Genomic DNA, 26,931 nt, shown 5'->3' on the forward strand with positions numbered 1-26,931 from the left:
AACCGAGATGGCCGCCGGTCGTCCCCACCGCCGAGATCGTCTCCGCACGTAGCTCGTCCGCCAGCTGGCGCAGTTGCTCCGGCTTCAGGTTGCGAAGATCCGCCGGCGTCGAAACGGTGTCGAGCAGCGGCGTCGAGGGAAGATCAGCCATCGGACCGCTTTACCGCAGCGTCCGGTGCGTGTCGATTGACGGAGTTATCGCAGCCATTTGATCATGGCCGGATATTGATCGCCTTGATCGGCTGCACGGCGCGCGAGGCCGTAATATTGCAGCATCGGCACGCCGAGAAAGCGGCCCACGGCGAAGTTCTCCAGGATGCTCTGCCCCCCTCCCCGATAGCCAAAGTCATGGAACACCACACTCGGATCGATCCCCGCCGCCAATGCTGCTGCATAGGACCAGCCGATCGCCGCCATCTCGTCGCCGCCGTTACTCTCGAACTCGCTGACCGTCGGGCGCAGCGCCGGATCGGTCACCGCGATATGCCCGGCTTCGTGCAGCAGGTCGCCCGGATATTGCAGGCGATCGGGATCATAGACCAGCCGTCCATCGCGCACCGCGATCGCCGGCAGGAAACCGTCTTCCGGCAGCGCCGCCGTTTCGACGGTTATGCCGACGCCGCGAATGAAATCGACGATCGTCGCCAGGGTTTCGGCATGCTCCATGGCCCGTGACGATAACCGGACCCAGGATTGACTCCAAGCGCTTTATGTCAGATATTTCTGTTATGACAGAAATTACCGATGAGTCGAACCAGCTACCTCCTGCAGTGCTCCAGTTCGTGCTGCATTGGGGAGAGATGGGCGGGCAATGGGGCGTCAACCGCTCGGTCGCGCAGATCCATGCCTTGCTCTACCTCAGCGAGCGACCGCTCCATGCCGAGGAGATGAGCGACATGCTGCGCATCGCGCGCTCCAACACTTCGAGCTCGCTCAAGGAATTGATGAGTTGGAAGCTGATCCGCCGCGTGCCGGTGATGGGCGACCGCCGCGACCATTACGAAGCCGAAGTCGATCTGTGGCAGATGCTGACCCGCATCGCCCAGGGCCGCAAGGAGCGTGAGATCGACCCCGCGGTGGCGGCGCTGCGGACCTGCGCCGACACTGCCGCGCGCGATCCCAGGATCGGCCGCGTCGCGCGCCAGCGGATCGACGACATGCGCGACTTCGTGATGACGATCGACGATTGGTACCAGCAGATGATCGAGGTGCCGCCGAGCCGGCTGATGATGCTGATCGGCATGGGCAAGCGCATCCTCGCTTTCCTGCCCAAAGCCAAAAAAGACACCTGAACACAGGGGATGATCATGGCGACGCTGGCAAACGAAGTGACGGGAGCGCGATATGCGGGATGGCGGCGGCGCACCGCGCGGCCGCACGCCATTGCCACGAGCCAGTTCGCGCGATTGTTGCCGCCGGGGCATTGGAACGCCCTGCCCGCCTCCGTCCGGCACCGTTTCGAGCGCAAGGCGACCGCCAGCGCCGCGATCACTTATGCCGGCGAAGTGGTCGAATGCCGGACGACCGCTGTCGGCTGGTTATTGGCGCAGGCCGCGCGGTTGATCGGCGCGCCCTTGCCGCTGGGACGCGATACCGGCGTTCCCGCGACCGTGTGCATCACCGAGGATCGCGTCGGGCACGGCCAATATTGGAGCCGCCATTACGGCCGCGCGGCGGGCTTCCCGCAAGTAATCCAGAGCGCCAAGCGCTTCACCGGTCCGACCGGGCTTGAGGAATATCTCGGCCACGGCATCGGCATCGCGTTGCGCCTCACGATCGAGGACGGCGCCCTGTTGTTCGTCGGCGATCATTATTTCCTGCGCATCGCCGGCCTGCGACTGCGCTGGCCCGACTGGCTGGCACCGGGAGAGCTGGTGATCCGGCATCAGGATATCGGCAGCGGCCGGTTCGTGTTCGCACTCGACCTGATCCATCCGTGGTTCGGCGAACTGGTCCACCAGGTCGCGCTGTTCGCCGATCCGATCGAGCGGTGATGGCGAACCGCCCGATCATCGTGTTCGACGCCGAATGCCTGCTGTGTTCGGCCAACGCGCAATTCGTGCTCGACCATGACCGCCGGGGCCGCTTCCTGCTCGCTTCGATGCAGGGAGAAGCGGGCAGCGCGTTCTATCGCCGCTTCGGGATCGACCCCGCCGACCCTGACACGCTGATCGTGGTCGAGGGTGATCGCGTGCGGCGCGACAGCGATGCGATATTGGCGATCTGGGCCGGGCTTGGCTGGCCGTGGCGTGCGGGCGCGATGTTTCGCGTGGTGCCGCGACTGCTGCGTGATCCCGTCTATCGCTGGGTCGCGCGCAATCGCTATCGGCTGTTCGGCAGGCGCGACACCTGCTGGCTGCCGGACCCTGCGTTCCGGGATCGTATGTTGTGAGCCGCATTCTGGTCATCGGCGGCTATGGCGGGTTCGGTGCGCGGCTGACGCGACGGCTGCTCGACGCCGGGCATGAGGTATTGGTCGCCGGACGAAGCGCCGACAAGGCGGCCGCTTTTTGCAAGCGGCTGGAGCGTGCCGAGCCGGTCGTCGCCGATCGAAACCACGGCATTGGCCTCGTCATGGCGCGCCACCGCCCCGACCTCGTGATCGACGCCGCCGGACCGTTCCAGGGCAGCGGATATATCGTCCCCGAAGCGTGCGTGGCGATGAGCATCCCTTATCTCGACCTTGCTGACGCGCGCGATTTCGTCTGCGGCATCGGCGCGCTCGAAAGGCAAGCCCGCGCCGCGGGTGTGGCGATCATATCGGGGGCGTCGAGCGTACCCGCGCTCTCCGGCGCTATCGTGCGCCAACTGGCCGCGGATCTCACTCGGGTCGACAGCATCGACATGGCACTGAGCGCCTCGAACCGCGCGAGCGCCGGCACGTCGATCGCCGAAGCGATGCTGAGTTACATAGGCCAGCCGGTGCGCTTATGGCGCGGCAAGCGTTGGGAGACGGTGCACGGCTGGCAGGAACTGCGTCGCCAGCCGATGCTGGTGGGGGGCAGCGGGCTTGCTGGCCGCCTTGTCGGGATCGCCGATGTGCCCGATCACGCGATCGTTCCCGACGCGCTGCCCGGCCGCCCCGCGGTGACTTTCCGCGCAGGCACCGAACTCGATTTCCAAATGGCGTCGCTATGGCTGCTCAGTTGGCCAGTGCGATGGGGTTGGCTCCGCTCGCTGCTGCCATGGAAACGCGGATTGATGGCGCTCTATCGCGCCTCTGCCAGGCTGGGAGGCGACCGTTCCGGCATGACGATCACGCTTAAGGGCCGGCGCGGCGACGAGGGCATCGAGCGGCGTTGGACGATCGTCGCGACCAACGGCGAGGGCCCCGAAATTCCGACGCTTGCGGCAGAGATCCTTGCCGGACGGATCCTGGCTGGCCAGGTTCTGCCCGGCGCGCGCCATGCGTGGCACGAGTTGAAGCCGGAGGATTTCGAGCCCCTGTTCGCCAGGCTGGCGATCCGGCACGAGACCGTCGAGAGGGCGCTGCCGCTGCCGCTTTATCAGCGGCTGATGGGCGAGCGCTTCGGCGACTTGCCGCGGCTGGTCCAGCGGATCCACGGCGTCAGCGGCGACGGCGGTGCGGCGGGCGAAGGGACGGTCGAGCGCGGACGAAGCCCATTGGCCCGGCTGCTCGGCAGGGTGATGGGCATGCCGCCAGCGGGCAGCTATCCGCTCCACGTCGGCTTTGCCGAGCGCGACGGGCGCGAGACCTGGACACGCGATTTTGGCGGATACCGCTTCAGTAGCGAACTGAGCGCACGAAAGGGACTCGCAGTAGAGCGCTTCGGCCCGATCCGCTTTGCCTTCGCGCTTCCGTCGGACCGCGACGGACTGAGGATGGAATTGCGCCGTTGGAGCGTCTTCGGCGTGCAACTGCCCCGCATGCTCGCACCGCGGATCGACGCGCGCGAATGGCAGGAGGGCGATCGTTTTCGCTTCGCCGTCGCGGTGTCGGCACCGCTCGCCGGGGGCATCGTCCGCTATTCGGGCTGGCTACAGCCGTGGGTTGAAGCCGTGCCGACAGCCGCCGAGCGACGGGCACACGAGATGCCGCCAAAGATCGTCGGATCAAGCAGGAACGGGCTTGCGGCCGAATGATCAGGATGGGCGGCCCGTCGCCGGACCGCCCCCCCCTTCATCCGTTACCTAAGCGATCGGCTGCGCGATCAACATCTGCTCGTGATCGACCGAAACCTCACCCTTGATGAACGCCAGCAAATCGGCGTTGAACTTTTCCGGAAGTGTTTCGGCCAGCCCGTGCGGCGCGCCCTCGTAGATTTTGAGTGTCGCGTTGGGCAGGATCTTCGCCGATTTCAGCCCCGCCGCCGCGATCGGCACGATCTGGTCGTCGCTACCATGGATCACCAAAGCGGGCACGCCGATCTTCTTCAAATCCTCGGTGTAATCGACTTCCGAAAATTCGTGGACGCAGTCGTAATGGCCCTTAAGGCCGCCGAGCATGCCCTGTAGCCAGAAATTCTCACGCAGCCCTTCCTGCACCGTCGCGCCGTCGCGATTGAAGCCGTAGAACGGCATCGACAGGTCCTTGTAGAATTGCGCTCGGTTGAGCGTACCCGCGCGGATACCGTCAAACGCCTCAATCGGCGTGCCTTCGGGATTGCTGTCGCTCTTCAGCATGATCGGCGGCACCGCGCCGACCAACACGATCTTGGCGACACGATCGGTGCCGTGGCGCCCGCAATAATGAGTGACCTCGCCACCACCGGTCGAATGGCCGACCAGGATGATGTCGCGCAGGTCGAGTTGCTCGATCAGTTCCGCGAGGTCGTCGGCATATTGGTCCATATTATTGCCGTCCCAGGTTTGGGACGAGCGGCCATGGCTGCGGCGGTCATGCGCGATCGTGCGGAAACCCAGATGCGCAAAATCGACCAATTGCCGGTCCCATGCTTCCGAAGATAAAGGCCAGCCATGCGAAAACAGGATGGGCTGACCAGACCCCATGTCCTGATAATATATCGTGGTTCCGTCCCGGGTAGTGATCGTCGCCATGCCTGCCTCCTGTCGAATCGCCCGCCCCGGCCATTTAAGAATGCCATCGAACCGTCCGACAGGCGAGCCCGCGAGCCGTCGCAGACGCAAAAAAGGGCGGCCCGTTGCCGGACCGCCCCTTCTGATTTGTAGGCCGCCACGCCGTCGAACAAGATTCGGCTTCGCCGACTTGCCGCCCGCCGTGGCGAGTCTTCGGATTGCTGGCGCAATCCGAAGCCGCCCGCGTCTTAGCGCTTCGAGAACTGGAAGCTGCGACGCGCCTTGGCGCGGCCGTACTTCTTGCGCTCGACGGTGCGGCTGTCGCGGGTCAGGAAACCCGCGCGCTTGACCGGGGTCCGCAGGATCGGCTCGAACTTGGTCAGTGCCTGGCTGATGCCGTGCTTGACCGCGCCGGCCTGGCCCGACAGGCCACCGCCCTTGACGGTGCAGATCACGTCATACTGGCCCTCGCGGCCGGCGACGCCGAACACCTGGTTGATCACCAGACGCAAGGTCGGACGCGCGAAATAGACTTCCTGGTCGCGGCCATTGACCGTGATCTTGCCCGTGCCCGGCTTCAGCCAGACGCGTGCAACGGCGTCCTTGCGGCGGCCGGTCGCATAAGCGCGGCCGAACTTGTCGAGTTCCTGCGCGCGCAGCGGCATGGTCTGGACCGGCTCGTCGATCTTGCCTTCGAGATACTCTTCGGCGCGCTCGTCGGACGCGGCCTGCGCTGCCTCACCCTGCTGCTGCAGGACGGCGCCGAGATCGGAGAGCGACTGGCGCCCGTCGGTGTTTTCGGTGTTATTGGTGTCGGCCATTATGCGCCCACCTTGTTCTTGCGGTTCATCGCCGCGATGTCGAGGACTTCGGGGTTCTGGGCTTCGTGCGGATGCTCGCTGCCCTTGTAGATGCGCAGGTTGCGCATCTGATCGCGACCCAGCGGACCGCGCGGGATCATCCGCTCGACGGCCTTTTCGAGCACGCGCTCGGGGAAGCGACCCTCGAGCACCTTGCCCGCGGTGATCCCCTTGATGCCGCCAGCATAGCCGGTGTGCTTGTAATAGATCTTGTCGGCTAGCTTCTTGCCGGTGAACTTGATCTTATCCGCGTTGATGACGATGACATTGTCACCGCAATCCACGTGCGGGGTAAAGCTGGTCTTGTGCTTGCCGCGCAGCACATTGGCGATCACGACCGCAGCGCGGCCGACCACCAGATCGGTGGCATCGACGATGTGCCACTTCTTTTCCACTTCGTACGGTTTGACCGACTTGGTGGTCTTCATCAGCGCCTTCATGGGCTGTTGACCTTCCGGTTATGGCGTTAAAAACAAACGCGCGGCCCGTCACCGAGCCGCGTCCGTGGCGGGCAAATGCCGCCGGACCCCGCGAAAGTCAAGCAAAACCGGGCCTTTGCTGACGGGTATTATGATACCGGCAAGCGAACCTGCTCTCCCCACCCTCAACCCGTGGTGTTCTTCACCCACGCCGCCACCGCCTCATCGACCGCAACTGGCCAGCGTTCGATCACCGGCAGCTCATAGCTGTGCAGCTGGCCGATCCGCGCCGCAACCTGTGTCGCCAGTTCGACCGTCGTCTTGGCGGTCATCACCGTCTCCGCCGCTTCCTGGGTCACATCCTCCCAGCGATAGATCGACGTGACCGGCACGAGCGAGGTGCACGCCGCCAGCCGTTCTTCGAGCAGCTTGCGCGCAACCAGCGCGGCTTCGCCGGGATCGCCGAAACTTGCCTGGACGATAGCGATGTCGGTCATGCACGCCTCCTACCGATGGCATGCGCTCCCCATACCACGCTGACCAGCAGCAACGCGCCCACCAATTGGTGAAACGCGGCTAACGCGATATTCACCTGCGTCATCACCGTCGCGATGCCGAGCAGGATCTGGATGCCGAACGCGCTGTGGATCGCGATCGAAGCGGGGCGGTCGACCTTCTTCACCGCGCGGGCCAGCACGACCAAAACCGCCACCACGACCCAGGCCCACCAGCGATGGATGAAGTGCACGATCGCGGGGTCCTCGGTCAGCAGATACCCAAGCGATTCGCCCGACTGGCTGGCGCCGGGGAAGAACGTGGAAAACGTCCCGGTCATCCCCGGCCAGGTGTCGCTGACCAGCCCGGCGCGCAGCCCCGCCATCAGCGCGCCGTAGAACAACTGCACGAACAGAATGACGCCGGCGGCCAAACCCAGCCCGGTCAGGCGCGCCGGCAATGCCCGGCGGTCGCGCGCCAGCGCCTGGAGATCGAGCGCGGTCCAGACGATGCCGGCAAGCGTGAACAAGGCGGTCAACAGGTGAGCAGCGAGCAGCAACGGCGCGACCTCGGTCCGCACCGACAGCCCCGACCGCACCATGATCCAGCCCAGCGCGCCCTGCAGCCCACCGAGCGCGAACAGAGCGACCAGCCGCCACCAATAGCCGCGCGGAATCTGCCGCTGGATCGCGAACCACAAGAGCGGCAGCGCGAACGCCGTGCCGATCACGCGGCCGAGCAGGCGGTGAATATATTCCCAGAAGAAGATGCTCTTGAACCCGGCCAGCGTCATGCCGGCATGGATCGCCTCATATTGCGGGATCTTGCGGTAATTGGCGAACTCGGCCTGCCATTGCGCGTCGGTGAGCGGCGGGATGATCCCGGTCAGCGGCTTCCATTCGGTGATCGACAAACCCGATTCGGTCAGGCGGGTGATGCCGCCGACCACGACGATCGCAACGATCAAAACGGCGACGCACCACAGCCAGGCCGCGATGGCGCGCGGACGCTTCCGATTGGAGGAGAAGGAATTCATCGCGCGCCATTATCCGGTCGCGTGCGTGTTGTCGAAGCGGATGATGAGTTCCCCTCCCGCTTGCGGGAGGGGTTAGGGGAGGGCGTATCAAATGGCAGGAAGGCGACAGACCCTCCCCCAGCCCCGTTCCAGGTGAACAGTCCCCCGGACTGTTCAGGTTGTGCCGGGGCACAACCGACCTGGAACGCGCAAGCGGGAGGGGAGAAAGTGGGCGCCTCCCCTCTCTATCGAAAACTCAGTTCGCGGTCGTCCGCGCGCTCTGGCCGTCCCCTTCGGGGGCGGCGACGATGTCGCGGGTGGTGCCGCCCTTGTCGACGATCTTGGTGTCGGGATCGCCGGCGTCCGAGCGAATGCCCGGGCTGGCCGAATCGCCGCCGGCCGAATCGAGCGTGCCGTTTTCGGCCTGGCTACGCGGCGCCGGACCGCCGAACAGGGCATCGAGCGCCTGTGCCGACGGATTGTTGTCCTGCGGACGAGTCACGCCCGGCTGCGGCGGCTGAAGCGAGAAATCGGGCGGCACGACCAGCGGCTGCGCACGCGCCACCGCATATTCATCAGGACGCGTGCGGTCGAACCCGCGATGGCCGCATCCGGCGAGCAACATAGCAACGCCCGCCACGGCAACAATCGGCACAACCTTACGCATTCGATTTCTCCACGTCCGCTTCATCCACCCGCGGCTTGTCGCGCACCAATAATGCCCGCGCGAGCAGGATGAGCACACCCACCGTAATCGCAGCGTCGGCAAGATTGAAGTTCAAAAACGGCGACCATGCGCCGAAGTGCAGATCGGCATAATCCTGGACATAGCCTAGCCGCACCCGATCGAGGATATTGCCGAGCGCGCCACCTGCGATCATGCCCAGCGCGAACTGGTCCTGGCGATTGCGCTCGCGCCACATCCACACCAGCACGGCAATTGCGATCGCACCTGTCATCGCTACCAGCAGCCAGGTCGATGTCGCGTTGCTTGCGCGCAGGAAGCCGAGCGACACGCCCGGGTTGTGAACATTACGCAGGGTGAAGAACGGCAGCACGTCCCGCTCGGCGCCTTCGTAGGCCAAGCCGATTGGCCCGATCACCAACCACTTCAGGACTTGGTCCAAGATGAAAAGCACAACCGCGCTGATCAGCCCGATCTTGGGCAATTTCCAGGTCACGAGACAACTCCGGTACATCGATCGCACAAAGCGCCGTCCGCCGTCACTTCGGGCAGGAGGCGCCAGCAGCGGCCGCATTTGTGATAATCGGTGCGCGTGACCGCCAGCGGCCCCTTGCTCACCTTGGCGACGATGAACGCCTCGGCAAGGTCGGCGGCCGATAACGGCATCTCCGGCACGGTGATCTCGGCTTCGAGGCTCGAGCGGATCACCTTGTCGCGGCGGAACGGCTCGATCGCCTCGGTCACTTGCGCGCGCAACTCGCGAAGCCCGGTCCATTCGGTCGCGATTACCTTGTCGGCGGGGATCCTGGGCAAATCGGGCCATTCGAGCAAATGGACCGAGTCCGCATCGGGGAACCGCGCTTGCCACGCTTCCTCGGTAGTGAAGACGAGAATCGGCGCGGCGTAGCGCACCAAAGCGTGGAACAGGATGTCGAGCACAGTGCGATAGGCGCGGCGCTTCAGGTCGCTCGGCGCGTCGCAATAAAGCGAGTCCTTGCGGATATCGAAGAAGAACGCCGACAGATCGTCCTGCGCGAAATCGGTCAGCAGCCGCAGAAAGCGGTTGAACTCGAACGCGTCGGTCGCCGCCTTGAGCTCGACATCGAGCTTGCCGAGCAGGTCGAGCACATAGAGTTCGAGCTGCGGCATGTCCTTGGGCGCGACGCGCTCCGCTTCGCTGAACCCGTCGAGCGCGCCAAGCAGATAGCGGAACGTATTGCGCAGCTTGCGATAGGCGTCGCTGGTCGTCGCCAGGACTTCCTTGCCGATCCGCACGTCCTCGAAATAATCGACCGACGCGACCCACATACGCAGGATGTCGGCGCCCGACTCCTGGATGATCTTGAGCGGGTCGACGACATTGCCCAGGCTCTTGGACATCTTGCGGCCATTGCCGTCGAGCGCGAAGCCATGGGTCAACACCGCGTCATAGGGCGCGCGGCCGCGCGTGCCGCAGCTTTCGAGCAATGACGACTGGAACCAGCCGCGATGCTGATCCGATCCTTCGAGATAGAGGTCGGCGCGGACGCCCTCCCCGTACCGCGCCTCGATCGTGAAGACATGGGTTGAGCCCGAATCGAACCACACGTCGAGAATGTCGTTCTGCGGCTCGAAATCCTCGAGCTTGTGATCTGGGCCGAGCAGCGCCTGATGGTCGGCGGTGAACCAGGCGTCGGCGCCGCCAGCCTCGAACGCCTTGACGATACGGTCGTTGACCGCCGGATCGCGGAGATATTCGCCGGTCGCGCGGTTGAGGTAGAGCGCGATCGGCACGCCCCAGGCGCGCTGGCGACTGATCACCCAGTCGGGGCGCCCCTCGACCATCGAGCGGATGCGGTTCTGGCTGCGCTCGGGCACCCAGCGCGTGCGTTCGATTGCGTCGAGCGCGACTTCGCGCAAGGTCGGGCCGTTGCCCACGGCATGGCCGAGCGACGGCGAAAAGCCCGCGAGGTCGCCCGGCTCCGGCAAGTCGATCGCGACCGCCGCGGCATTCTCGCTCTTCTGCGACTGGTCCATCGGGATGAACCATTGCGGCGTCGCGCGGAAGATCACCTTCGCCTTGGACCGCCAGCTGTGCGGATAGCTGTGCGCGAAATCGTCCGACGCCGCGAGCAGAGCGCCCGCCTCGCGCAGGTCGGTGCAGATCGGGCCATCGGAAGCGACGAACTTCTTGTTGATGACGCTGCCCTGCCCGCCCAGCCACAGCCAGTCGGGACGATAGAAGCCCGCGCCGTCGACCGCGAATACCGGATCGATGCCGTGCGCCTTGCACAGCAGGAAGTCGTCCTCGCCATGATCGGGCGCCATATGGACGAGCCCGGTACCGGCGTCGGTGGTGACGAAGTCGCCGGGCAGGAACGGGCGCGGCTTGGCGAAGAATCCGCCAAGCTTGTGCATCGGATGGCGCGCGACGGCGCCGGCGAGTTGGGAGCCTTTACCAGTCCAGCCGAACATATGATCGGCAAAGCCCAAGCGCCTCTTGACGCTCTCGATCAGCGCGTCCGCAACAAGAATGCCTATTGCGCCCCAACGCCGAGTTTTCTCATCATCGCCCGAGAAATGCGGAAAGATTACAGCGTAATCGACATCCGGCCCATACGCCAAAGCCTGGTTGACCGGGATCGTCCACGGTGTGGTCGTCCATATCACCGCATGCGCGCCCACCAGTTCCGGCGCGTTCGGCGCCTCGGTGATCTCGAACGCGACGTCGATCTGGGTCGAGACCACGTCCTCATATTCGACCTCGGCCTCGGCCAGCGCGGTCTTCTCGACCGGGGACCACATCACCGGCTTGGCGCCGCGATAGAGCTGACCGCTTTCGGCGAACTTGAGCAACTCGCCGACGATCGCCGCCTCGGCGTCGAACTTCATCGTCAGGTAGGGATCGTCCCAATCGCCCATCACGCCCAGACGCTTGAACTGCTCGCGCTGCACCTCGACCCATTTGGCGGCGTACGCACGGCATTCGGCGCGGAACTGGTCGACCGGGACCTGGTCCTTGTCCAGCTTCTTGTCCTTATACTGCTTCTCGACCTGCCATTCGATCGGCAGGCCGTGGCAGTCCCAGCCGGGTACATAGGGTGCGTCCTTGCCGAGCAACGACTGGCTGCGGACGATGATGTCCTTCAGCACCTTGTTCATCGCATGGCCCATATGGATGTCGCCATTGGCGTAGGGCGGGCCGTCGTGAAGGATGAAGCGCTGGCGTCCGGCGCGTTGCGTCCGGAGCTTGCCGTAGAGGTCCTCGCTCTCCCACCGCGCAAGAATCGCCGGCTCCTTCTGCGCTAGGCCGGCCTTCATCGGGAAGTCGGTCTTGGGCAGGAAGACGGTGTCGCGATAATCCGCGGTGCTGGGCGTTTCGTCGGTCATAGGTCGGCGGGCATTAGCGGGAGGAGCGGGTGCTGTCATCACTCCCCTTCTCCCCTTGTGGGAGAAGGAGGGAGCCGCGCGCAGCGCGGCGGAGGGATGAGGGGGAATTGGTAAGGGCCTGTAGAGTCCCCCTCACCCACCTGCGCCTTCGGCGCTCCTTCCCTCTCCCACAAGGGGAGAGGGAGTTTGGAGCAACCGCTTCGCCGTCGCCACATCTTCGGCCATCTGCGCCATCAGCGCATCCATATCGTCGAATTTCGCCTCGGGCCGGATGAAGTCGACCAGGTCGACCTCGATCGTCTGCCCATACAGATCGCCCGAAAAATCGAAGAAATACGGCTCGAGCAATTCCTTGGGCGGGTCGAAACTCGGCCGCACGCCCAGGTTGGCCGCGCCATCGACCACGCGCCCGCCGGGCAGATGCCCCCGCACCGCATAAATACCGAACGCGGGCCGCAGATAATTGGCCATGTCGATATTCGCGGTCGGGAAGCCGAGCGTCCGCCCGACCTTGTCGCCATGCTGCACCACGCCCTCGATCGCATAGGGCCGGGTCAACAGCCGCGCCGCCTCACGCGGATCGCCAGCGCGCAATGCCTCGCGGATGCGGGTCGAGGACACCGTCTCGCCATCGAGCTGAACTGGGGCGATCGTGTCGACGGTGAAGCCGTGGCGCTCGCCCAATTGCCGCATCAGCGGAATGTCGCCGCTGCGGCCCTTGCCGAAGGTGAAATCCTCGCCGGTCGACACGCCGGCCACGCCGAGGTGCTCGACCAGGCATTGACCGACAAAGTCCTCCGCCGAGAGCCCGGCGAGCGCCGCTTCGAATTCGAACACGTACATCGCATCCACGCCCGCCGCCGCGAACAGCCGCGCGCGCTGATCCATGCTGGTCAGCCGGAACCAAGGGCTGTCGGGACGGAAATAGCGCATCGGATGCGGGTCGAAGGTCGCGACGATCGCCGGCCGGCCCGCGGCGCGCGCGCGCTCGACCGCGCGGCCGACCACTGCCTGGTGCCCCAAGTGAAATCCATCGAAATTGCCGAGCGCGACATAGCCCCCGCGAAACTGCTCGGGCACTGTCGAGCCGCCGGAAAGCCGCTCCATGGCGTGGGCCTTAGGGGGCAGAGCGCGGTTACTCAACTCCTCCCCGGCACGGGGAGGGGGACCAAGACGCGTAGCGGCTTGGTGGAGGGGGCCCGCCACCAACTAACCACAAGCGAAGGACCAACGATCGTGGTCCCCCTCCACCACTCGCTGCGCGAGCGGTCCTCCTCCCCGTTCCGGGGAGGATTTATTGTCCCGGCACCATCCCGGTGGTCAGCACGCGAATGACATTGCCGCCCATCACCTTGCGGATGTCGTCGTCCGAAAAACCGCGGTCGAGCAGTGCTTGGGTGATCGCGGCGACCTGGCTGCCGTCGAACCCGGTGGTCACCGCGCCGTCGAAGTCCGATCCCAAACCGACATGGTCGATCCCGACCAGGTCGCGGACATAGGCGATCGCCTTGGCCGCATCCTCGGGCTTGTTCGAACAGATCGCGGCATCCCAATAGCCGATGCCGATCACCCCGCCGGTTCTGGCGATGCCGCGGATCTCATCGTCGGTCAGGTTGCGGTTGACCTTGCAGGTCGCCTGGACGCCGCCGTGGCTCGAGACGATCGGGCGCCGCGCCATCGCGATCACTTCGCCGACCGTCTGGTGGCTCGAATGCGCGACGTCGACCACCATGCCGAGCTTTTCCATCCGCGCGACGGCCGCCCGGCCGAGCGGGGTCAGCCCGCCTTTCTTCACGCCGTGCATCGACCCGGCGAAGTCGTTGTCGAAAAAATGCGCGAGGCCGGCCATGCGGAAGCCCGCCGCATACAGCTTGTCGAGATTGTCGATCTTGCCTTCGAGATCCTGCAGCCCCTCGATCGACAGCATCGCGCCGACCACGCCACCGCCGGCGCGTCGGTCGGCGACCAGTTTCTGGAGATCGCCAGGCGAGGTGATCAGCCGCAATTGCCCGTTCGAGCTGTCGGCGAAACGCTTGAGTTTATCGGCATGATAGAGCGAGCGCTGGAGCAGCGAATTCCACGTCCGCATCGGCTGGAGGTCGGCCATCACCAGCTGGGTGATATTGTCGGTATCACCCGAATTGGCGTCATAATTCTGGTTCTTAGGCGTCTTGGTCACCGACGAGAAGACTTGCAGCGCATAATGCCCCGCCTGCAGCCGCGGTAGGTCGACCTGACCGCGGTCCGACCGCGTCAGCAGGTCGCGCTTCCACAGGAGTGAGTCGGCATGCATGTCGGCGACGTCGAGGGTTTTCTGCAGGTCGAGCGCGCGTGGGGTCAGCTTGAGCGCGACCGGCTGAACCTTGTTCATCGATTTCTCGACCATGGCGGGGGCGAGGATGAAGAACAGGGTCGCGGCGATGACGAGCAGCGCCACAAGCCCCAGTAGCCATTTGCGCATACCGTCCTCTCCTCCCCGTCATGCCGGCCTTGTGCCGGGGTCCGCCGTGCAGCAAACCCACGTCGTTTAGGGTGTGCGGCACGGTGGACCCCGGGACAAGCCCGGGGTGACGGCTAGAATTTAGCGAGCGTCACGAAGCTATATGCGGGCCGATCGCCCTCGGCCGGATGATCTTCCCGGGCGGTTTCGCGCCAGGCGACGAACGCCGGCACCGTCGCATCACCCTCAGGCGCGGCATGGACCTCCGTCAGTTCCACCCGCTCGGCACGGTCAAGGAACAACGCAAAAACCTCGGCCCCGCCGATCACTGCGGCGTCGTTCCCTGCCAGCGCCAGCGCCTCCTCGACCGAATGCGCGACTTCCGCCCCGTCCGCCGACCAGTCGCGATCGCGCGTCAGCACGATGTGGCGACGGCCGGGCAGCGGCGACGGGAAGCTTTCGAACGTCTTGCGGCCCATGATCATCGGCCGCCCGATCGTCTGCGCCTTGAACCGCTTGAGGTCGGCCGGCAGATGCCAGGGCAGCTTGCCGTCGCGGCCGATCACGCCGTTATCGGCGCGTGCGAGATGGAAGGAGATCAAACCGCCACCGGCGCCTTTATATGCGCCTGCGCTTCGTACCCGACGAGCTGGAAATCCTCATATTCATAGGCGTCGATCGACGGCGGCTTGCGCAGGATTTCGAGCTTGGGGAGCTGCCCCGGCTCGCGGCCCAGTTGCTCGAGCGCTTGGTCGAGATGGTTCGAATAAAGGTGGCAATCCCCACCGGTCCAGACGAACTCGCCGACGTCCAGCCCCGCTTGCTGAGCGAGCATATGGGTGAGGAGCGCGTAGCTCGCGATGTTGAACGGCACGCCAAGGAAGATGTCGGCCGAGCGTTGATAGAGCTGCAAACTGAGCTTGCCGTTGGCGACATAGCATTGGAACAGGCAGTGGCACGGCGCCAGCGCCATGGCGTGGAGCTCGCCGGGGTTCCACGCGCTGACCACCATGCGACGGCTGGCGGGATTGATCTTCAGCGTCTCGATCAGCTCGGCGATCTGGTCGACATGGCCTCCATCGGCGGTCGTCCAGTCGCGCCATTGCTTGCCATAGACGGGGCCGAGATCGCCATTCTCATCGGCCCATTCGTCCCAGATGCTCACCTTGCGGTCGCGCAGCCATTGGACGTTGGTGTCGCCGCGCAGGAACCACAGCAATTCGACAATGATCGACCGCAAGTGCAGCTTCTTGGTGGTCAGCACCGGAAAGCCCCGGGCCAGATCGAAGCGCATCTGGTGCCCGAACACCGATCGCGTGCCGGTGCCGGTGCGATCCATCTGCTCGGCGCCATGGTCGAGCGCGCGCTGCATCAGGTCGAGATATTGCCGCATGACGATGGCTTACCCCGCACTGCGTGCGCCGCCAAGTCGGCCATGTATCGAGTTGTGGAAAACGCCCCGCTATTCGGATGCCGTCAGGACGCGGGCGGCGTCGAGGTCGGTGTCGGCACCAGCCGGCAAGCGCGGATGTCCTTGGGTTCCGGGCGAGGCCCTACCGCCTCGAACCGCGCGAGATAGCCGCCGGCCGAGGGCATGTCGTCGAACGCGACGAGCTTGTAGCCGACCGCGGCAAATTCGCATTCGAGCAATTTGGGCGGCGTGCCGTGATTTTCGGTGCGGCGATTGGCGTCGACTACGATCACCTGGCCGCCCGGCTTGAGCGACGGGCGCATCCGCCAGAGGAATTCGTAGGGCTGCTCGATCTCATGGTACATATGCACCATCAGGATGCGGTCGAAGCTGTTGTCGGGAAGCTTGGGATTGGCAGGTTCGCCCAGTCGCACGCTGACGGTGTCGAGGCGGTCGCGCGCGACGCGTTCGGCCAACGCATCGCGCACCTCCGGCACGATGTCCTCGGCCAGCACGCGGCCGTCCTTGCCGACGCGGCTGGCCAGGCGGATCGTGTAATAGCCCTCACCCGCGCCGATATCGGCGACGGTCATGCCCTTGGCGATCCCGGCCTTGTTCATCACCTCGCCCGCTTCGTTGAGCCGATCGCGCGCCTCCTCGGTCGACCAGCGCGGCGAGATGATCCGCGCGACCGGCCGGTCGGCCGCGGGGAACGGGCCGACATCGTCCTGCTGGTTACGGACGACCGGCGGGCCGCCGTCGCAGGCGGCTAGCATCAGCAAGCCGACGATCAGCGTGCCCGACCACCGCATCACTCGACGTCCTCTACCTCGACCGTCTCCCCGGTCACGCGCTGCGAGAGCGCGGCCGCCATGAAGGCGTCGAGATCGCCGTCGAGCACATCGGACGGGCTGGTCGAGGTCACGCCGGTGCGCAGGTCTTTCACCAGCTGATAGGGTTGGAGCACGTAGCTGCGAATCTGGTGGCCCCAGCCGATATCGGTCTTGCTCGCGTTGACCGCGTTGGCTTCTTCCTCGCGCTTCCTGAGCTCGTGCTCGTAGAGGCGCGCGCGCAATTGGTTATAGGCCTCGGCCTTGTTCTTGTGCTGGCTGCGCTGGTTCTGGCAGGCGACGACGATTCCGGTCGGCAAGTGAGTGATGCGCACCGCCGAGTCGGTCGTGTTGATGTGCTGGCCGCCCGCACCCGACGCACGATAGGTGTCGATGCGCAGTTCGCTTTCGTTGATCTCGATGTCGATCGAATCGTCGATCACGGGATAGACCCACACGCTCGAAAAGCTGGTGTGGCGGCGCGCCGCGCTGTCATAGGGGCTGATCCGGACCAGGCGGTGCACACCGCTTTCGGTCTTGGCATAGCCATAGGCATTCTCGCCCTTGAGCAGCAACGTCGCCGACTTGATGCCCGCTTGCTCGCCGGCATGATAATCGACCAGTTCGACTTTCATGCCGTGACGTTCGGCCCAGCGCGAATACATGCGCTGGAGCATCTCGGCCCAATCCTGGCTCTCGGTCCCGCCGGCGCCGGCATTGATCTCGATATAGGTGTCGTTGGCGTCGGCCTCACCCGCCAGCAGCGCCTTGACCTTGTCCGCTTCGGCGCGGGTCGCGAGTTCGGCGAGCGCCTCGACCGCCTGGCCTTCCATATCGGCATCGCCTTCGGCCTCGGCCATCTCGACGAGTTCGATATTGTCGCTCAATTCGCTTTCGATCGCGCGCGTCGCGGTGATCGCCTCGTCGAGCCGACGGCGCTCGCGCATCACGTCCTGCGCCGCCTTGGGATTTTCCCACAGGCTCTGATCCTCGACACGCGCATTGAGCTCGTCGAGCCGACGCAACGCGCGGTCCCAATCGAGGAAGCGGCGCAACAGGCTGAGCGCGTCATTGATCGTATCGACATGCGATTGCGCTTCGGCGCGCATCGGTAACTCCAGTTCAAATCGTGTCGGTGGATACAGCGCCGGTCGCGCGGCTTTCCGCCGATATAGGGTGGCGCCCTAGTAGATACCGCCCTGCCGTTGCAAGAAGTCGCCGTCGCCGTTCGATTCCTTGGGCTTGGATTCCTGCGGCGCGACTCTCGTCGCGCTAGGCGTCGGCAAGTCGCGGCGGATCGGCGAGCGACGCGTTTCGCTCTCGGGCTTGAACGCTTCCCAGATCACCTGAGCCTTGGGATCGCCACCTGGCGACGGCCACGCCCCGAAGACGGGCTTGCCGGACAGGCGATCGACGCGGACCATGCGGATCCCCGGCGGTGCACGGAACGGCATTTTGGGCAGACCCTCATAGGCCTTGACCGCCCATTCCTTGAAGATCGGCGCCGACACGGTCCCGCCCTGGGCATAGCCGCCCAGGCCGCTCGGCTTGTCATAGCCGAGATAGACACCCGCGATCATCTGCGGCGTGCCGCCGATGAACCACACGTCGGTCGGGCCCGAATTGGTACCGGTCTTGCCGAACATCGGGCGATCGAGGTCGCGCAGGATCGTCGCGGTGCCGCGCTGGACGACGCCTTCGGCGATATGCACCATCTGGAACGCGCTCAGCGGATCGACCACCTGCTTCAGCTTGACCACCGGGCGCGGCATCGGCTTGCCGTTCCAGTCGGGCGCGTTGCAACGATCGCAGGCACGCCAATTTTCCGGCCAGATCACATTGCCGCGACGGTCCTGAACGTAATCGACCAGGGTCGGCGGGCGGCCGCGGCCGTTATTCTCCAGGATCGAATAGGCATTGACCATCCGCTGCACGGTGGTCTCGCCCGCACCGAGAGAGAAAGCGAGATAGGGCGGATATTTGCCGACACCGATCTCGTCCATCAGCTTGACTACGTTGGGCATGCCGGTCTGCGCCGCGACGCGCACCGTCATCAGGTTGCGCGATTGCTCGAGGCCCCAGCGCATCGTGTGCGATCCCGAGCCGCCGGCGCCGCCGAAATTGCGGAAGCATTTCGAATATTGCGTGCCCTGGTTCACGCAATAGGGGCCGTCCTGGATAATCGAGGATGGGGTCAATCCGTGTTCGAGGCCCGCGGTGTAGACGATCGGCTTGATCGTCGAACCCGGCTGACGCAGTGCTTGCGTCGCGCGGTTGAACGACTGGACGCGATTGTCGAAGCCGCCCTGCATGGCAAGCACCCGCCCGGTTGCGGGTTCTTCGACGACGAAGCCGCCCGACACCTTGGGCAAGGTCTTGAGCACGTACGAGCTGCCCGACGGCGCCACCGCGATGATGTCGCCGGCCTTGATCGCGCTCGACGCCGGCCCGCCGCCGCCGCGGATCGGCATCGACGCGGCGCCGCGCGGCAAGGTGCCGGTCGCACCGTTCGAAAAGCCGAGCGTGAAATCGCCGCCATCGTCGATCACCACCGCCGCGCGCCAATCCTCGTAATCGAGCGCGATGTTGCTCGCGAGCAAAGCATTGAGCCAGTTCTGCGAGACGTCGACATGGCCGAGCGGTCCCGTCCAGCCGCGGTTGCCGTCATAGCGCAGCAAGCCGTCGCGCAACGCTTTCTGCGCCAGAGCTTGCTGCTTGGGATCGAACGACGTCCGAACCCACAGGCCGCCGCCATAGACGCTGAACGGATTTCGGCCGGCCTCGGAGGCCTCGCCGAACTTGTCCATCAGCTGGCGGCGGACTTCCTCGATGAAATAGCCCGATGCCGACTCGAACTGGACCGTACGCTTGTTGACCGTGCCCAATGGCTGCGCGACCGCCCAATCATGCTGCTGCTGGTTGATGTACCCATTGGCCTGCATCTCCCCCAGCACCCAGTTGCGCCGCGCCGTCGCGCGCTCGGTCTGGCGATCGGGATCATAGCCCGAAGGCGCCTTGGGCAGGATCGCCAGATAGGCGAATTGCGGGATGGTGAGCTGGTCAAGATCCTTGTCGAAATAGGCGCGCGACGCCGCCTGCACGCCATAAGCGTTGCGGCCGAGGAAGATCGTATTGAGGTAGATTTCCAGGATCTGCTGTTTGGTCAGCGTATCCTCGATGCGATAGGCGAGGATCGCTTCCCTGAGCTTGCGCGTATAGCTGTGCTCGTTGCCGACCAGCAGGTTCTTCGCGACCTGCTGCGTGATCGTCGAGGCGCCGCGCGAACGCTTGCTGCGCAGATTGTCAATCATCGCCGAGACGATGCCGGGATAATCGACGCCGTGATGCGAGAAGAAGGTCTTGTCCTCGGCCGACAGATAGGCCGCGACCAACAGTTTGGGGTATTCGTCGAACTTCAGCTGGACGCGATGTTCGCGCGCGAAGCTGAAGACCGGCATGCCATTGGTGTCGCGGACGTTCGACGGCAGATCGGGTTCATAGGCCTTGAGCCGATCGACCGAGGGTAGATCGCGCGCGACGAACAGCCAGATCAGGAACCAAGCGACGCCCCACAGCGCCGCCAGCACGACCAACGCCTTGACCCACCAGCGCTTCCACGCGTTGCGCATGAAGCCGGCGACACCGCCAGCCTCTCGCTTGATCCGAAAATTGACCGAGTCCGAACTGTCCGCCGCCATATCGTCCGGGCCTTAGCAGGTCCGGCGGCTCTTGCCAGCGCCCTAGTTTCATTTTCGCCGCAACCGTTTCAGCTCTGCTGAAACCAAAAGCGCCCTGTCAATTCGACGCAAGCTTTCGCGCGAAATTGACTTCGACCGCGCGTTCGACGCTCTGCGCGATGCGCTTTCGACCCTCCGGAGAGTCCAGAAAAGCCGCATCTTTCGGATTCGAGATATAGCCCGTCTCGAACAGGACCGACGGCATATCGGGCGCCTTAAGTACCATCAACGACGCGAATTTGTGGAAACTCGGGCGCAGCGGAATCATCGGCTCGGCCTCGCGCCCGAGCAGCCGCGCGAACGCGGCAGAGGCATTCATCGTCTCGCGCTGGGTGAGGTCGATCAGGATCGACGAGACGTCTGCGTTCTCGCTGCCCAGGTCGACGCCGGCGATGACGTCGGCCTTGTTCTCGCGTGCCGCCAACCGGGCGGCTTCCTTGTCCGACGCGACTTCGGACAGGGTATAGACCGAGGCGCCCGAGGCATCGCCCGATCCGACGCTGTCGCAATGGATCGAGATGAACAGATCGGCTTTGAGCTTCCGCGCCACACCATAGCGTTCCTGCAGCACCAGGAAACGATCGTCGTCGCGAGTCAGGGCAACGCGGACGCGGCCGGACTTGAGCAATTCGTCGCGGATCGCCCTGGCGATGCGCAAGGTCACGTCCTTTTCCCTGATCCCGCTGGTCGGCGAGATCGCGCCGGGATCGAACCCACCATGGCCGGCATCGATCACCACCAGCGGGCGGCCGGCATTCCCGTCGATCCGCGGCAGTGCCAACGTCTTGCTTGCAGCCGGCACGGGCACCGAAACCGAATAGCGCGCGCTGGTGCTGACAGTGTCGGGCAGGTTGAACGGCGGCAGGAAGCTCATCCGCCCGGCCGCCGCGGCGCGTGCGAAGCCGGCATCGTCGGTAGTGCGGAGCTGCAGGGTCAAGACACGGCCATCGGCGCCGAACGATCCGTCGGTGACCACGGCAGGGCGAGTCAGGTCGAACACGACGCGGGCGCCGCCGTCGCGTGCGCCCTCGCGCACCGCATCGACCAGTCCTCCGGTGACGACGGCGCCACCCGGCGCGGCGTCCGCGATGTCGAGTGCAACGCGCTTGGGCGTGACCAGCAGGAAGCTCGAGGCGTCGGCGACCTTCTGGTCGAACGTCACCACGATGGCGTCATCCCTGACGTCCACGCGCTGGATCGTCGCGGCCCAAGCGGGGCTGCCGCCGAGCCACAGGACCAACATGGCAAGAATGAACGACACACGCACGTAATGGCGCGCGGGCCGGTAACCGGTCCAGCGAAAAACCATCTGGAAGAACCCCTTTTACTCGCTCTTCGAAAAACGGGGTTACCGGCCCGCTTACTCAGACTCGGTGAAACGACAGGGTTAATCGACCGTTCGGCATCTTTTTGCCGGGCGAGCGGCAGAAACCTGCCAGTTGAAGCGGACGATGGCAGGTGCTACCTGAATCGTAACCGGCACCGCGACAATGATTTGTCCGGAAGTCGCCGGCCCCACGGCCGCCCCGGCGTTCATCGGCAGGCGGTCCATCAGGTTGACGTTCGCATGCTGCATTTCCCTCGCCTAGTGCTCGATCCGGCCATTGCCGGCGGGCGCGTTGGCGCGGGTGCCCCGGCCGTGATGCCCGGGCGTGCGCAGCGGACAGACGCACATCCACCATCCCGCACCGGCCGGTCACGGAACGACAATCCGTCCACCGACGCCGCGCGACTTATTGGCGCGCCCCTACCCTCATCGAAGGTCCGGCGCGCCCGGAGAGAAAATAATGACCATGCGTATGTTGATCGACGCACGCCACCGGGAGGAAACCCGGGTGGCGGTCGTCAAAGGGAACCGCATCGAGGAGTTTGATTTCGAAAGTGCCGAGCGCAAGCAGCTCAAAGGCAATATCTATCTAGCCAAGGTTACCCGCGTCGAACCGTCGCTCCAGGCGGCGTTCGTCGATTATGGCGGCAACCGTCACGGCTTCCTGGCCTTTTCGGAAATCCACCCCGATTACTATCAGATCCCCAAGGAGGATCGTGACGCGCTCCTCCGCGAGGAAGCCGAGCACGCCGCCGAGGAAGCCGCGTTGCGCGCCGAGCTCGACGCCGAAGAGGACGAGCACGACGATCACGAGCCGTCCGAGGAAGAGATCGAGCGGCTCGACGATGACGGCGCGCCCGACGAGGACGTCGCTGCCGAGCATGAGAGCAGCGGCGGCGGTCGCCGTCGTGGCCGCAAGGACAATGGGTCGGAGGATCAGGTTGAGGCGCTGCGCCAGCGCCGCATGAACCTGCGCCGCCGCTACAAGATCCAGGACGTAATCCGGCGCCGTCAGGTGCTTTTGGTTCAGGTCGTCAAGGAAGAGCGCGGCAACAAGGGCGCGGCGCTGACCACCTATCTGTCGCTCGCCGGCCGTTATTGCGTGCTGATGCCCAACACGTCGCATGGCGGCGGCATCTCGCGGAAGATTTCCAACGCCGCCGATCGCAAGCGGCTCAAGACGATCATGGCGGAGCTCAAGCTGCCGCCGTCGATGGGCTGCATCGTCCGCACCGCGGGCCTCCAGCGCACCAAGGTGGAGATCAAGCGCGACTTCGATTACCTCGCCCGGCTGTGGGACGGCATTCGCGAGACCACGCTCGCGTCCGCGGCGCCTGCTTTGGTCTATGGCGACAGCGACCTGATGAAGCGGGCGATCCGCGACATTTACAACAAGGACATCGACGAGGTGATCGTCGAGGGCGACGACGGCTATCGCCAGGCCAAGGAGTTCATGAAGCTCCTGATGCCGAGCCACGCCCGCCGCGTGAAACATTATTCGGACCCGGTGCCGCTGTTCCAGCGCGCCGGCGTCGAGGATCAGCTGTCGGCGATGTACCACCCGGTGGTGCAGCTCAAGTCGGGCGGCTATTTGGTCATCAACCCGACCGAAGCGCTCGTCTCGATCGACATCAACTCGGGCCGCTCGACGCGCGAGCACAATATCGAGCAGACCGCGACCGCGACCAACCTCGAAGCCGCGCAGGAAATCGCGCGCCAGTTGCGCCTGCGCGACATGGCGGGCCTCGTCGTCATCGACTTTATCGACATGGACAACGGGTCCAACGTCCGGAAGGTCGAGAAGGCGATGAAGGAGGCGCTGAAGAACGATCGCGCCCGCATCCAGGTCGGCCGCATCTCGAGCTTCGGCCTGATGGAAATGAGCCGTCAGCGTTTGCGCACCGGCGTGCTCGAAGCCTCCACCCGTCAATGTCCGCATTGCGAAGGGACCGGGCTGGTCCGCACCGCCTCGTCGGCCGGGCTGTCGGCGTTGCGCATGATCGAGGATGAGGCCGCGCGCGGCCGCGGATCGCAGATCACCTTGCGCGCCTCGCAGGAGGCGGCGTTCTACGTCCTCAACAAGAAGCGCGCGGACATCGCCGAGATCGAGGATCGCTACGGCGTCCAGGTCGTCATCCTGTCCGACGGCGAGACCGAGGGCGCGCGGATGACGGTCGAGGCGTCGGGTCCGCCGCCGGTCCACGCGCCGCGCTTCGAAGCGCTGATCGAGGAAGAGGAAGACGATTTCGTCGAGGAGGATCTCGACGAGGAAGAAGAAGCCGAGGAAGAGCGGACGGAGCGCGCTGAGCGTGGCGAACCGCGCGAACGCTCGGACGACGACAGCGATGCCGGCCGCAAGCGCCGCCGTCGTCGCCGTGGCCGCCGCGGTCGTGGCCGTGACGAAGCCGGTGAAGGGGCCGGCGACGATGTCGTCACGCAGCAACCGCGCGAAGAGGGCGACGCCGAAAGCGATGGCGAAGAGTCGGAAGCCGTCGAACACGCTGCTGCCGGTGAGGCCGAAGGCGAAGGCGAAACGCGCGGCCGTCGTCGCCGTCGTGGCCGCCGCGGCGGACGTCGTACCGAAGGGGCGGCCGACGCTGCTGTCGACGCCGGGGAAGCCGATGCCGGCGACGCCGGTGCGGTAATCGCCACACACGCCAATCCCGACGTGCCGGTGGCGGTCGAACCCGACGCCGCACCCGAAGCGGAGGCCGCGCCCAAGCGCACACGCCGCCGTCCCAAGGCGCGGATCGCCGAGGAAACCGCAGCGGCCCCGGTGGTCGAAGCGGTTCCCACGCCGGAACCCGAGCCCGTAGCCGCAGAACCGGCGGCCAAGCCCAAGCGCAGCCGCAAAAAAGCGGCGCCGGTTGAAGCGGAACCCGCCCCGACGGAAGTGCCTGCGGCGGCGGAAGCGACGACAGCCTCTCCCTCGATCGAGGCAGCGGAGCCCGCGGCCAAGCCGAAGCGCAGCCGCAAGAAGGCCGCGCCGGCCGACATTGCGACCGAGGCAGATACGCCGGCACCCTCCCCGGCAGCGGCAAATGACGCCGATGAGACGCCGGTTGCCGCCGATGCCGACGGCGCCGCGCCGGCCGATGACGACGCGGGCGACGCCGACGGAGACGGCTCGCCGCGCCGCGGCTGGTGGCAACGCACCTTCGGCGCATGAGCAGGTGCACCGGCCCCTCGCGCTTCAGGACGGGTTCACCCGTCGGGGCGCAGGGGCCGGCCGCATGCGCTCCATGGAACCTGAACGGATGACCGGACGATGAGGCGATTGGTCGCGCTATTCGCGACGGCAATCCTTCTCTGGGCGCAGCCAGCCTATGCGCAAGGCATCCTGCGCGATGCCGAGACGGAAGCCCTGTTCAAGGACATGTCTCGGCCGATGATCGTCGCCGCCGGCCTGTCCCCGGCTAACGTCCAGGTCGTGCTGATCCAGGACGACTCAATCAATGCTTTCGTCGCCGGCGGACAGGTCGTCTACATCCATTCGGGCCTGATCCAGGCCGCGGACAATGCCAACGAAGTCCAGGGCGTCATCGCGCACGAGCTCGGCCATATCGCCGACGGTCATGTCGTGCTGGCCGACGCCGGCGCCAAGCCTGCCATGGGCATTTCGCTGCTCAGCCTGGTGCTCGGCATCGCGGCGATGGCGGCGGGCGCGGGCGATGCCGGAGCAGGCATCCTGGCGGCCGGCCAGCAGGCCGCGATGGGCAAATATCTCGCCTTCACGCGTGTTCAAGAAGCGACGGCTGACGCGACCGGCGCCAAGTTCCTGCGCGAGGGCAATGTCAGCGGCAAGGGCATGATCAGCTTCTTCAAGAAGCTGGCCAATGAGGAATATCGCTACGGCATGCAGAATATTGATCCGTACGCGCAGACCCACCCGCTGTCGAACGAACGCATCAACACCCTGTACGCCGATGTGAAGGCGTCGCCCGCCTGGAACAACCCGCCCGACACCGCGCTCGACGACCGCTTCAAGCGGATCAAGGCGAAGCTCTTTGGCTATGTCGCGCCTTACGCATCGACGCTCAACAAATATCCCGAGAGCGACCAGTCGATCTATGCGCATTACGCTCGTGCTTATGCCTGGCACAAAGCGGGCTATCCCGACAAAGCCGATGCCGAGACGCGCGCGCTGGTCAAGCTGAAGCCCGACGATCCCTATTTCCTGGAAATCCGCGGCCAGATCCTGCTCGAGGCCGGCCAGCCCGGCGACGCACTCGCGCCGTTGAAGGAAGCGACAGAGCTGACCCGCTACAGCCCGCTGATCGCGACCACTTATGGCCATGCGCTGATCGCAACCGAGAACAAGGCCAATTATCCTGAGGCGATCCGCGTGCTGAAGATCGCGACCAACAAGGACGACGACAATCCGTTCGGATGGTATCAGCTGGGCACCGCCTATGAGCTGTCGGGCGATACCGCGCGCGCCTCGCTGGCCGCCGCCGAGCAAGCGAGCCTGACCGGCGCAACCGCGCGCGCCGTGATGAGCGCCCGCGCCGCCATGGCCAACCTCCCCCCCAACAGCTCGGACTGGATCCGCGCCCAGGACATCGCGATGACCGGACAGAACGAACTCGACCAGAAAAAACGCAGACGATGAGCGACTTCCTGTCGTCGCGCTTCGCGCTGCCGCTGGTCGCGGCCGCCGCCGCCTTGCTCGGCGCCGGTGCCACCTGGCTGGTGCAACGGCCGACCGATGGCGCCGAAATCCGGGAGTATCTCCTCGCCCATCCCGAAGTGCTGCCCGAAGCGATGCAGAAATTGCGCGAGCGCGAGGCGGCCGAGCAATCACAGCAGGCCGGCTCCTTCATCGCCGCCAATCGCGATCGCATCTTTCCCGCGCTGGGCAGCGCCTGGGCAGGCAACCCCAATGGCGACGTCACCGTGGTCGAATATCTCGACTATAATTGCGGCTATTGCCGCGCGAGCCTGCCGATCCTCGACAAATTGGTCGCGAGCGACCCCAAGGTGAAGATCGTGTTCCGCGAACTCCCGGTGCTCAGCGAGGAAAGCAAGGTCGCGGCACGCTATGCCGTGGTCGCCGCCAAGCAAGGCAAATATCGCCCGCTACACGATGCGCTTTATGCCGGTGGACCGTTGAGCGACGCGAGCATGGATGCTGCCTTGCGTGCCGCAGGGCTCGATCCGGCGGCCGTCAAGGAAGCGGCAAAAGCGCCGGATGTCGGGCGCGCGATCGAGAACAATTTGGCGATGGCCGCGCCGCTCGGCATGTCGGGCACACCGACCTGGGTGATCGGCGACAAGGTGTTGTCGGGCTTGCAGCCGCTCGAGACAATGCAAGCCGCGGTCGCGGCGGCGCGGACGAAATAACC

General features: G+C 65.2%; 26 protein-coding genes. 7 read left to right on the forward strand and 19 right to left on the reverse strand.

The annotated features are described in order from the left end of the window. Together SAS01S_RS23240 and SAS01S_RS07735 are read right to left on the reverse strand one after the other, a co-directional pair. On the reverse strand, nucleotides 1-151 hold a 151-nt coding region (locus tag SAS01S_RS23240), incomplete at its 3' end, for a 1-deoxy-D-xylulose-5-phosphate synthase N-terminal domain-containing protein (protein ID WP_157082708.1). A gap of 44 nt (nucleotides 152-195) precedes the next feature. Beyond that, the gene (locus SAS01S_RS07735) at nucleotides 196-666 is read right to left on the reverse strand and encodes a hypothetical protein (protein ID WP_066806869.1); all 471 of its coding nucleotides are present in this window, start codon (nucleotides 664-666) and stop codon (nucleotides 196-198) included. A 62-nt stretch (nucleotides 667-728) separates the two neighbouring features. Between SAS01S_RS07735 and SAS01S_RS07740 the strand changes: the two genes are divergently transcribed. Genes SAS01S_RS07740 through SAS01S_RS07755 form a run of 4 tightly spaced genes read left to right on the forward strand, consistent with a single transcriptional unit; the run spans nucleotide 729 to nucleotide 4,104 of the window. Continuing rightward, complete coding sequence (locus SAS01S_RS07740) at nucleotides 729-1,292, forward strand: GbsR/MarR family transcriptional regulator (RefSeq protein ID WP_066806871.1); 564 nt, start codon at nucleotides 729-731, stop codon at nucleotides 1,290-1,292. 15 nt (nucleotides 1,293-1,307) lie between these two features. Next, entirely contained in the window at nucleotides 1,308-1,994 is a 687-nt protein-coding gene (locus SAS01S_RS07745) for a DUF4166 domain-containing protein (protein ID WP_084238653.1), read from the forward strand. Beyond that, nucleotides 1,994-2,392: a thiol-disulfide oxidoreductase DCC family protein gene (locus tag SAS01S_RS07750; protein ID WP_066806873.1), complete on the forward strand. Its 399-nt coding sequence runs from the start codon at nucleotides 1,994-1,996 to the stop codon at nucleotides 2,390-2,392. Before SAS01S_RS07745 ends, SAS01S_RS07750 begins: the two co-directional genes overlap by 1 nt. Continuing rightward, nucleotides 2,389-4,104, forward strand: a complete 1,716-nt coding sequence (locus tag SAS01S_RS07755; protein ID WP_084238635.1) for a saccharopine dehydrogenase family protein — start codon at nucleotides 2,389-2,391, stop codon at nucleotides 4,102-4,104. Before SAS01S_RS07750 ends, SAS01S_RS07755 begins: the two co-directional genes overlap by 4 nt. 48 nt (nucleotides 4,105-4,152) lie before the next feature. Here SAS01S_RS07755 and SAS01S_RS07760 read toward each other — a convergent pair whose 3' ends face one another. From SAS01S_RS07760 to SAS01S_RS07840, 17 genes are all read right to left on the reverse strand, one after another. After that, nucleotides 4,153-5,019, reverse strand: coding sequence for an alpha/beta fold hydrolase (locus SAS01S_RS07760; RefSeq protein ID WP_066806879.1), 867 nt, complete (start codon nucleotides 5,017-5,019; stop codon nucleotides 4,153-4,155). Nucleotides 5,020-5,246: 227 nt separating this feature from the next. Continuing rightward, on the reverse strand, nucleotides 5,247-5,819 hold the full coding sequence (gene rpsI / locus SAS01S_RS07765; protein ID WP_084238637.1) for a 30S ribosomal protein S9: 573 nt from the start codon (nucleotides 5,817-5,819) through the stop codon (nucleotides 5,247-5,249). Further along, nucleotides 5,819-6,298 (reverse strand): 50S ribosomal protein L13, encoded by a 480-nt coding sequence (rplM, locus tag SAS01S_RS07770; RefSeq protein ID WP_084238639.1) that lies wholly within the window; start codon nucleotides 6,296-6,298, stop codon nucleotides 5,819-5,821. The genes rpsI and rplM overlap by 1 nt, the downstream gene beginning before the upstream one ends. 164 nt (nucleotides 6,299-6,462) lie before the next feature. After that, entirely contained in the window at nucleotides 6,463-6,774 is a 312-nt protein-coding gene (gene cutA, locus SAS01S_RS07775) for a divalent-cation tolerance protein CutA (protein WP_066806881.1), read from the reverse strand. Further along, a complete protein-coding gene (locus tag SAS01S_RS07780) occupies nucleotides 6,771-7,808 on the reverse strand; it encodes a COX15/CtaA family protein (RefSeq protein WP_066806882.1) in 1,038 nt (345 codons plus the stop codon). The genes cutA and SAS01S_RS07780 overlap by 4 nt, the downstream gene beginning before the upstream one ends. Nucleotides 7,809-8,043: 235 nt before the next feature. Further along, nucleotides 8,044-8,454: a DUF3035 domain-containing protein gene (locus SAS01S_RS07785; RefSeq protein ID WP_066806883.1), complete on the reverse strand. Its 411-nt coding sequence runs from the start codon at nucleotides 8,452-8,454 to the stop codon at nucleotides 8,044-8,046. Next, nucleotides 8,447-8,968, reverse strand: a complete 522-nt coding sequence (gene lspA, locus SAS01S_RS07790) for a signal peptidase II (RefSeq protein WP_245656797.1) — start codon at nucleotides 8,966-8,968, stop codon at nucleotides 8,447-8,449. The genes SAS01S_RS07785 and lspA overlap by 8 nt, the downstream gene beginning before the upstream one ends. After that, entirely contained in the window at nucleotides 8,965-11,841 is a 2,877-nt protein-coding gene (ileS, locus tag SAS01S_RS07795; RefSeq protein WP_066806885.1) for an isoleucine--tRNA ligase, read from the reverse strand. Before ileS ends, lspA begins: the two co-directional genes overlap by 4 nt. Before the next feature lie 132 nt (nucleotides 11,842-11,973). Further along, a complete protein-coding gene (locus tag SAS01S_RS07800; protein WP_066806886.1) occupies nucleotides 11,974-12,948 on the reverse strand; it encodes a bifunctional riboflavin kinase/FAD synthetase in 975 nt (324 codons plus the stop codon). 187 nt (nucleotides 12,949-13,135) lie between these two features. Then, the gene (locus tag SAS01S_RS07805; RefSeq protein WP_066806887.1) at nucleotides 13,136-14,302 is read right to left on the reverse strand and encodes a dipeptidase; all 1,167 of its coding nucleotides are present in this window, start codon (nucleotides 14,300-14,302) and stop codon (nucleotides 13,136-13,138) included. Nucleotides 14,303-14,415: 113 nt separating this feature from the next. Further along, nucleotides 14,416-14,883 (reverse strand): dihydrofolate reductase, encoded by a 468-nt coding sequence (locus SAS01S_RS07810; RefSeq protein WP_066806890.1) that lies wholly within the window; start codon nucleotides 14,881-14,883, stop codon nucleotides 14,416-14,418. Then, the gene (locus SAS01S_RS07815; protein ID WP_066806892.1) at nucleotides 14,880-15,674 is read right to left on the reverse strand and encodes a thymidylate synthase; all 795 of its coding nucleotides are present in this window, start codon (nucleotides 15,672-15,674) and stop codon (nucleotides 14,880-14,882) included. Before SAS01S_RS07815 ends, SAS01S_RS07810 begins: the two co-directional genes overlap by 4 nt. An 83-nt stretch (nucleotides 15,675-15,757) precedes the next feature. Further along, nucleotides 15,758-16,504 carry a class I SAM-dependent methyltransferase gene (locus SAS01S_RS07820; protein ID WP_066806893.1) on the reverse strand — a complete coding sequence of 249 codons (747 nt, stop codon included), beginning with the start codon at nucleotides 16,502-16,504 and terminating at the stop codon, nucleotides 15,758-15,760. Continuing rightward, nucleotides 16,504-17,631 carry a peptide chain release factor 2 gene (gene prfB, locus SAS01S_RS07825; RefSeq protein WP_066806895.1) on the reverse strand — a complete coding sequence of 376 codons (1,128 nt, stop codon included), beginning with the start codon at nucleotides 17,629-17,631 and terminating at the stop codon, nucleotides 16,504-16,506. Before prfB ends, SAS01S_RS07820 begins: the two co-directional genes overlap by 1 nt. Before the next feature lie 75 nt (nucleotides 17,632-17,706). Beyond that, nucleotides 17,707-20,220, reverse strand: a complete 2,514-nt coding sequence (locus SAS01S_RS07830; RefSeq protein WP_066806896.1) for a penicillin-binding protein 1A — start codon at nucleotides 20,218-20,220, stop codon at nucleotides 17,707-17,709. 97 nt (nucleotides 20,221-20,317) lie between these two features. Then, a complete protein-coding gene (locus tag SAS01S_RS07835; RefSeq protein WP_066806898.1) occupies nucleotides 20,318-21,568 on the reverse strand; it encodes an N-acetylmuramoyl-L-alanine amidase in 1,251 nt (416 codons plus the stop codon). Nucleotides 21,569-21,646: 78 nt separating this feature from the next. Continuing rightward, nucleotides 21,647-21,835, reverse strand: coding sequence for a hypothetical protein (locus SAS01S_RS07840; RefSeq protein WP_066806900.1), 189 nt, complete (start codon nucleotides 21,833-21,835; stop codon nucleotides 21,647-21,649). A gap of 211 nt (nucleotides 21,836-22,046) precedes the next feature. Here SAS01S_RS07840 and SAS01S_RS07845 point away from each other — a divergent pair, with 211 nt between their 5' ends. From SAS01S_RS07845 to SAS01S_RS07855, 3 genes are all read left to right on the forward strand, one after another. Continuing rightward, on the forward strand, nucleotides 22,047-24,755 hold the full coding sequence (locus tag SAS01S_RS07845; protein WP_245656799.1) for an Rne/Rng family ribonuclease: 2,709 nt from the start codon (nucleotides 22,047-22,049) through the stop codon (nucleotides 24,753-24,755). Nucleotides 24,756-24,854: 99 nt separating this feature from the next. After that, nucleotides 24,855-26,198: a M48 family metalloprotease gene (locus tag SAS01S_RS07850; RefSeq protein ID WP_066806901.1), complete on the forward strand. Its 1,344-nt coding sequence runs from the start codon at nucleotides 24,855-24,857 to the stop codon at nucleotides 26,196-26,198. Continuing rightward, entirely contained in the window at nucleotides 26,195-26,929 is a 735-nt protein-coding gene (locus SAS01S_RS07855; RefSeq protein WP_084238640.1) for a DsbA family protein, read from the forward strand. Before SAS01S_RS07850 ends, SAS01S_RS07855 begins: the two co-directional genes overlap by 4 nt. Nucleotides 26,930-26,931 lie beyond the last annotated feature (2 nt).

It is taken from the genome of Sphingomonas asaccharolytica NBRC 15499, from assembly GCF_001598355.1.
GTDB classification, from domain to species: domain Bacteria; phylum Pseudomonadota; class Alphaproteobacteria; order Sphingomonadales; family Sphingomonadaceae; genus Sphingomonas; species Sphingomonas asaccharolytica.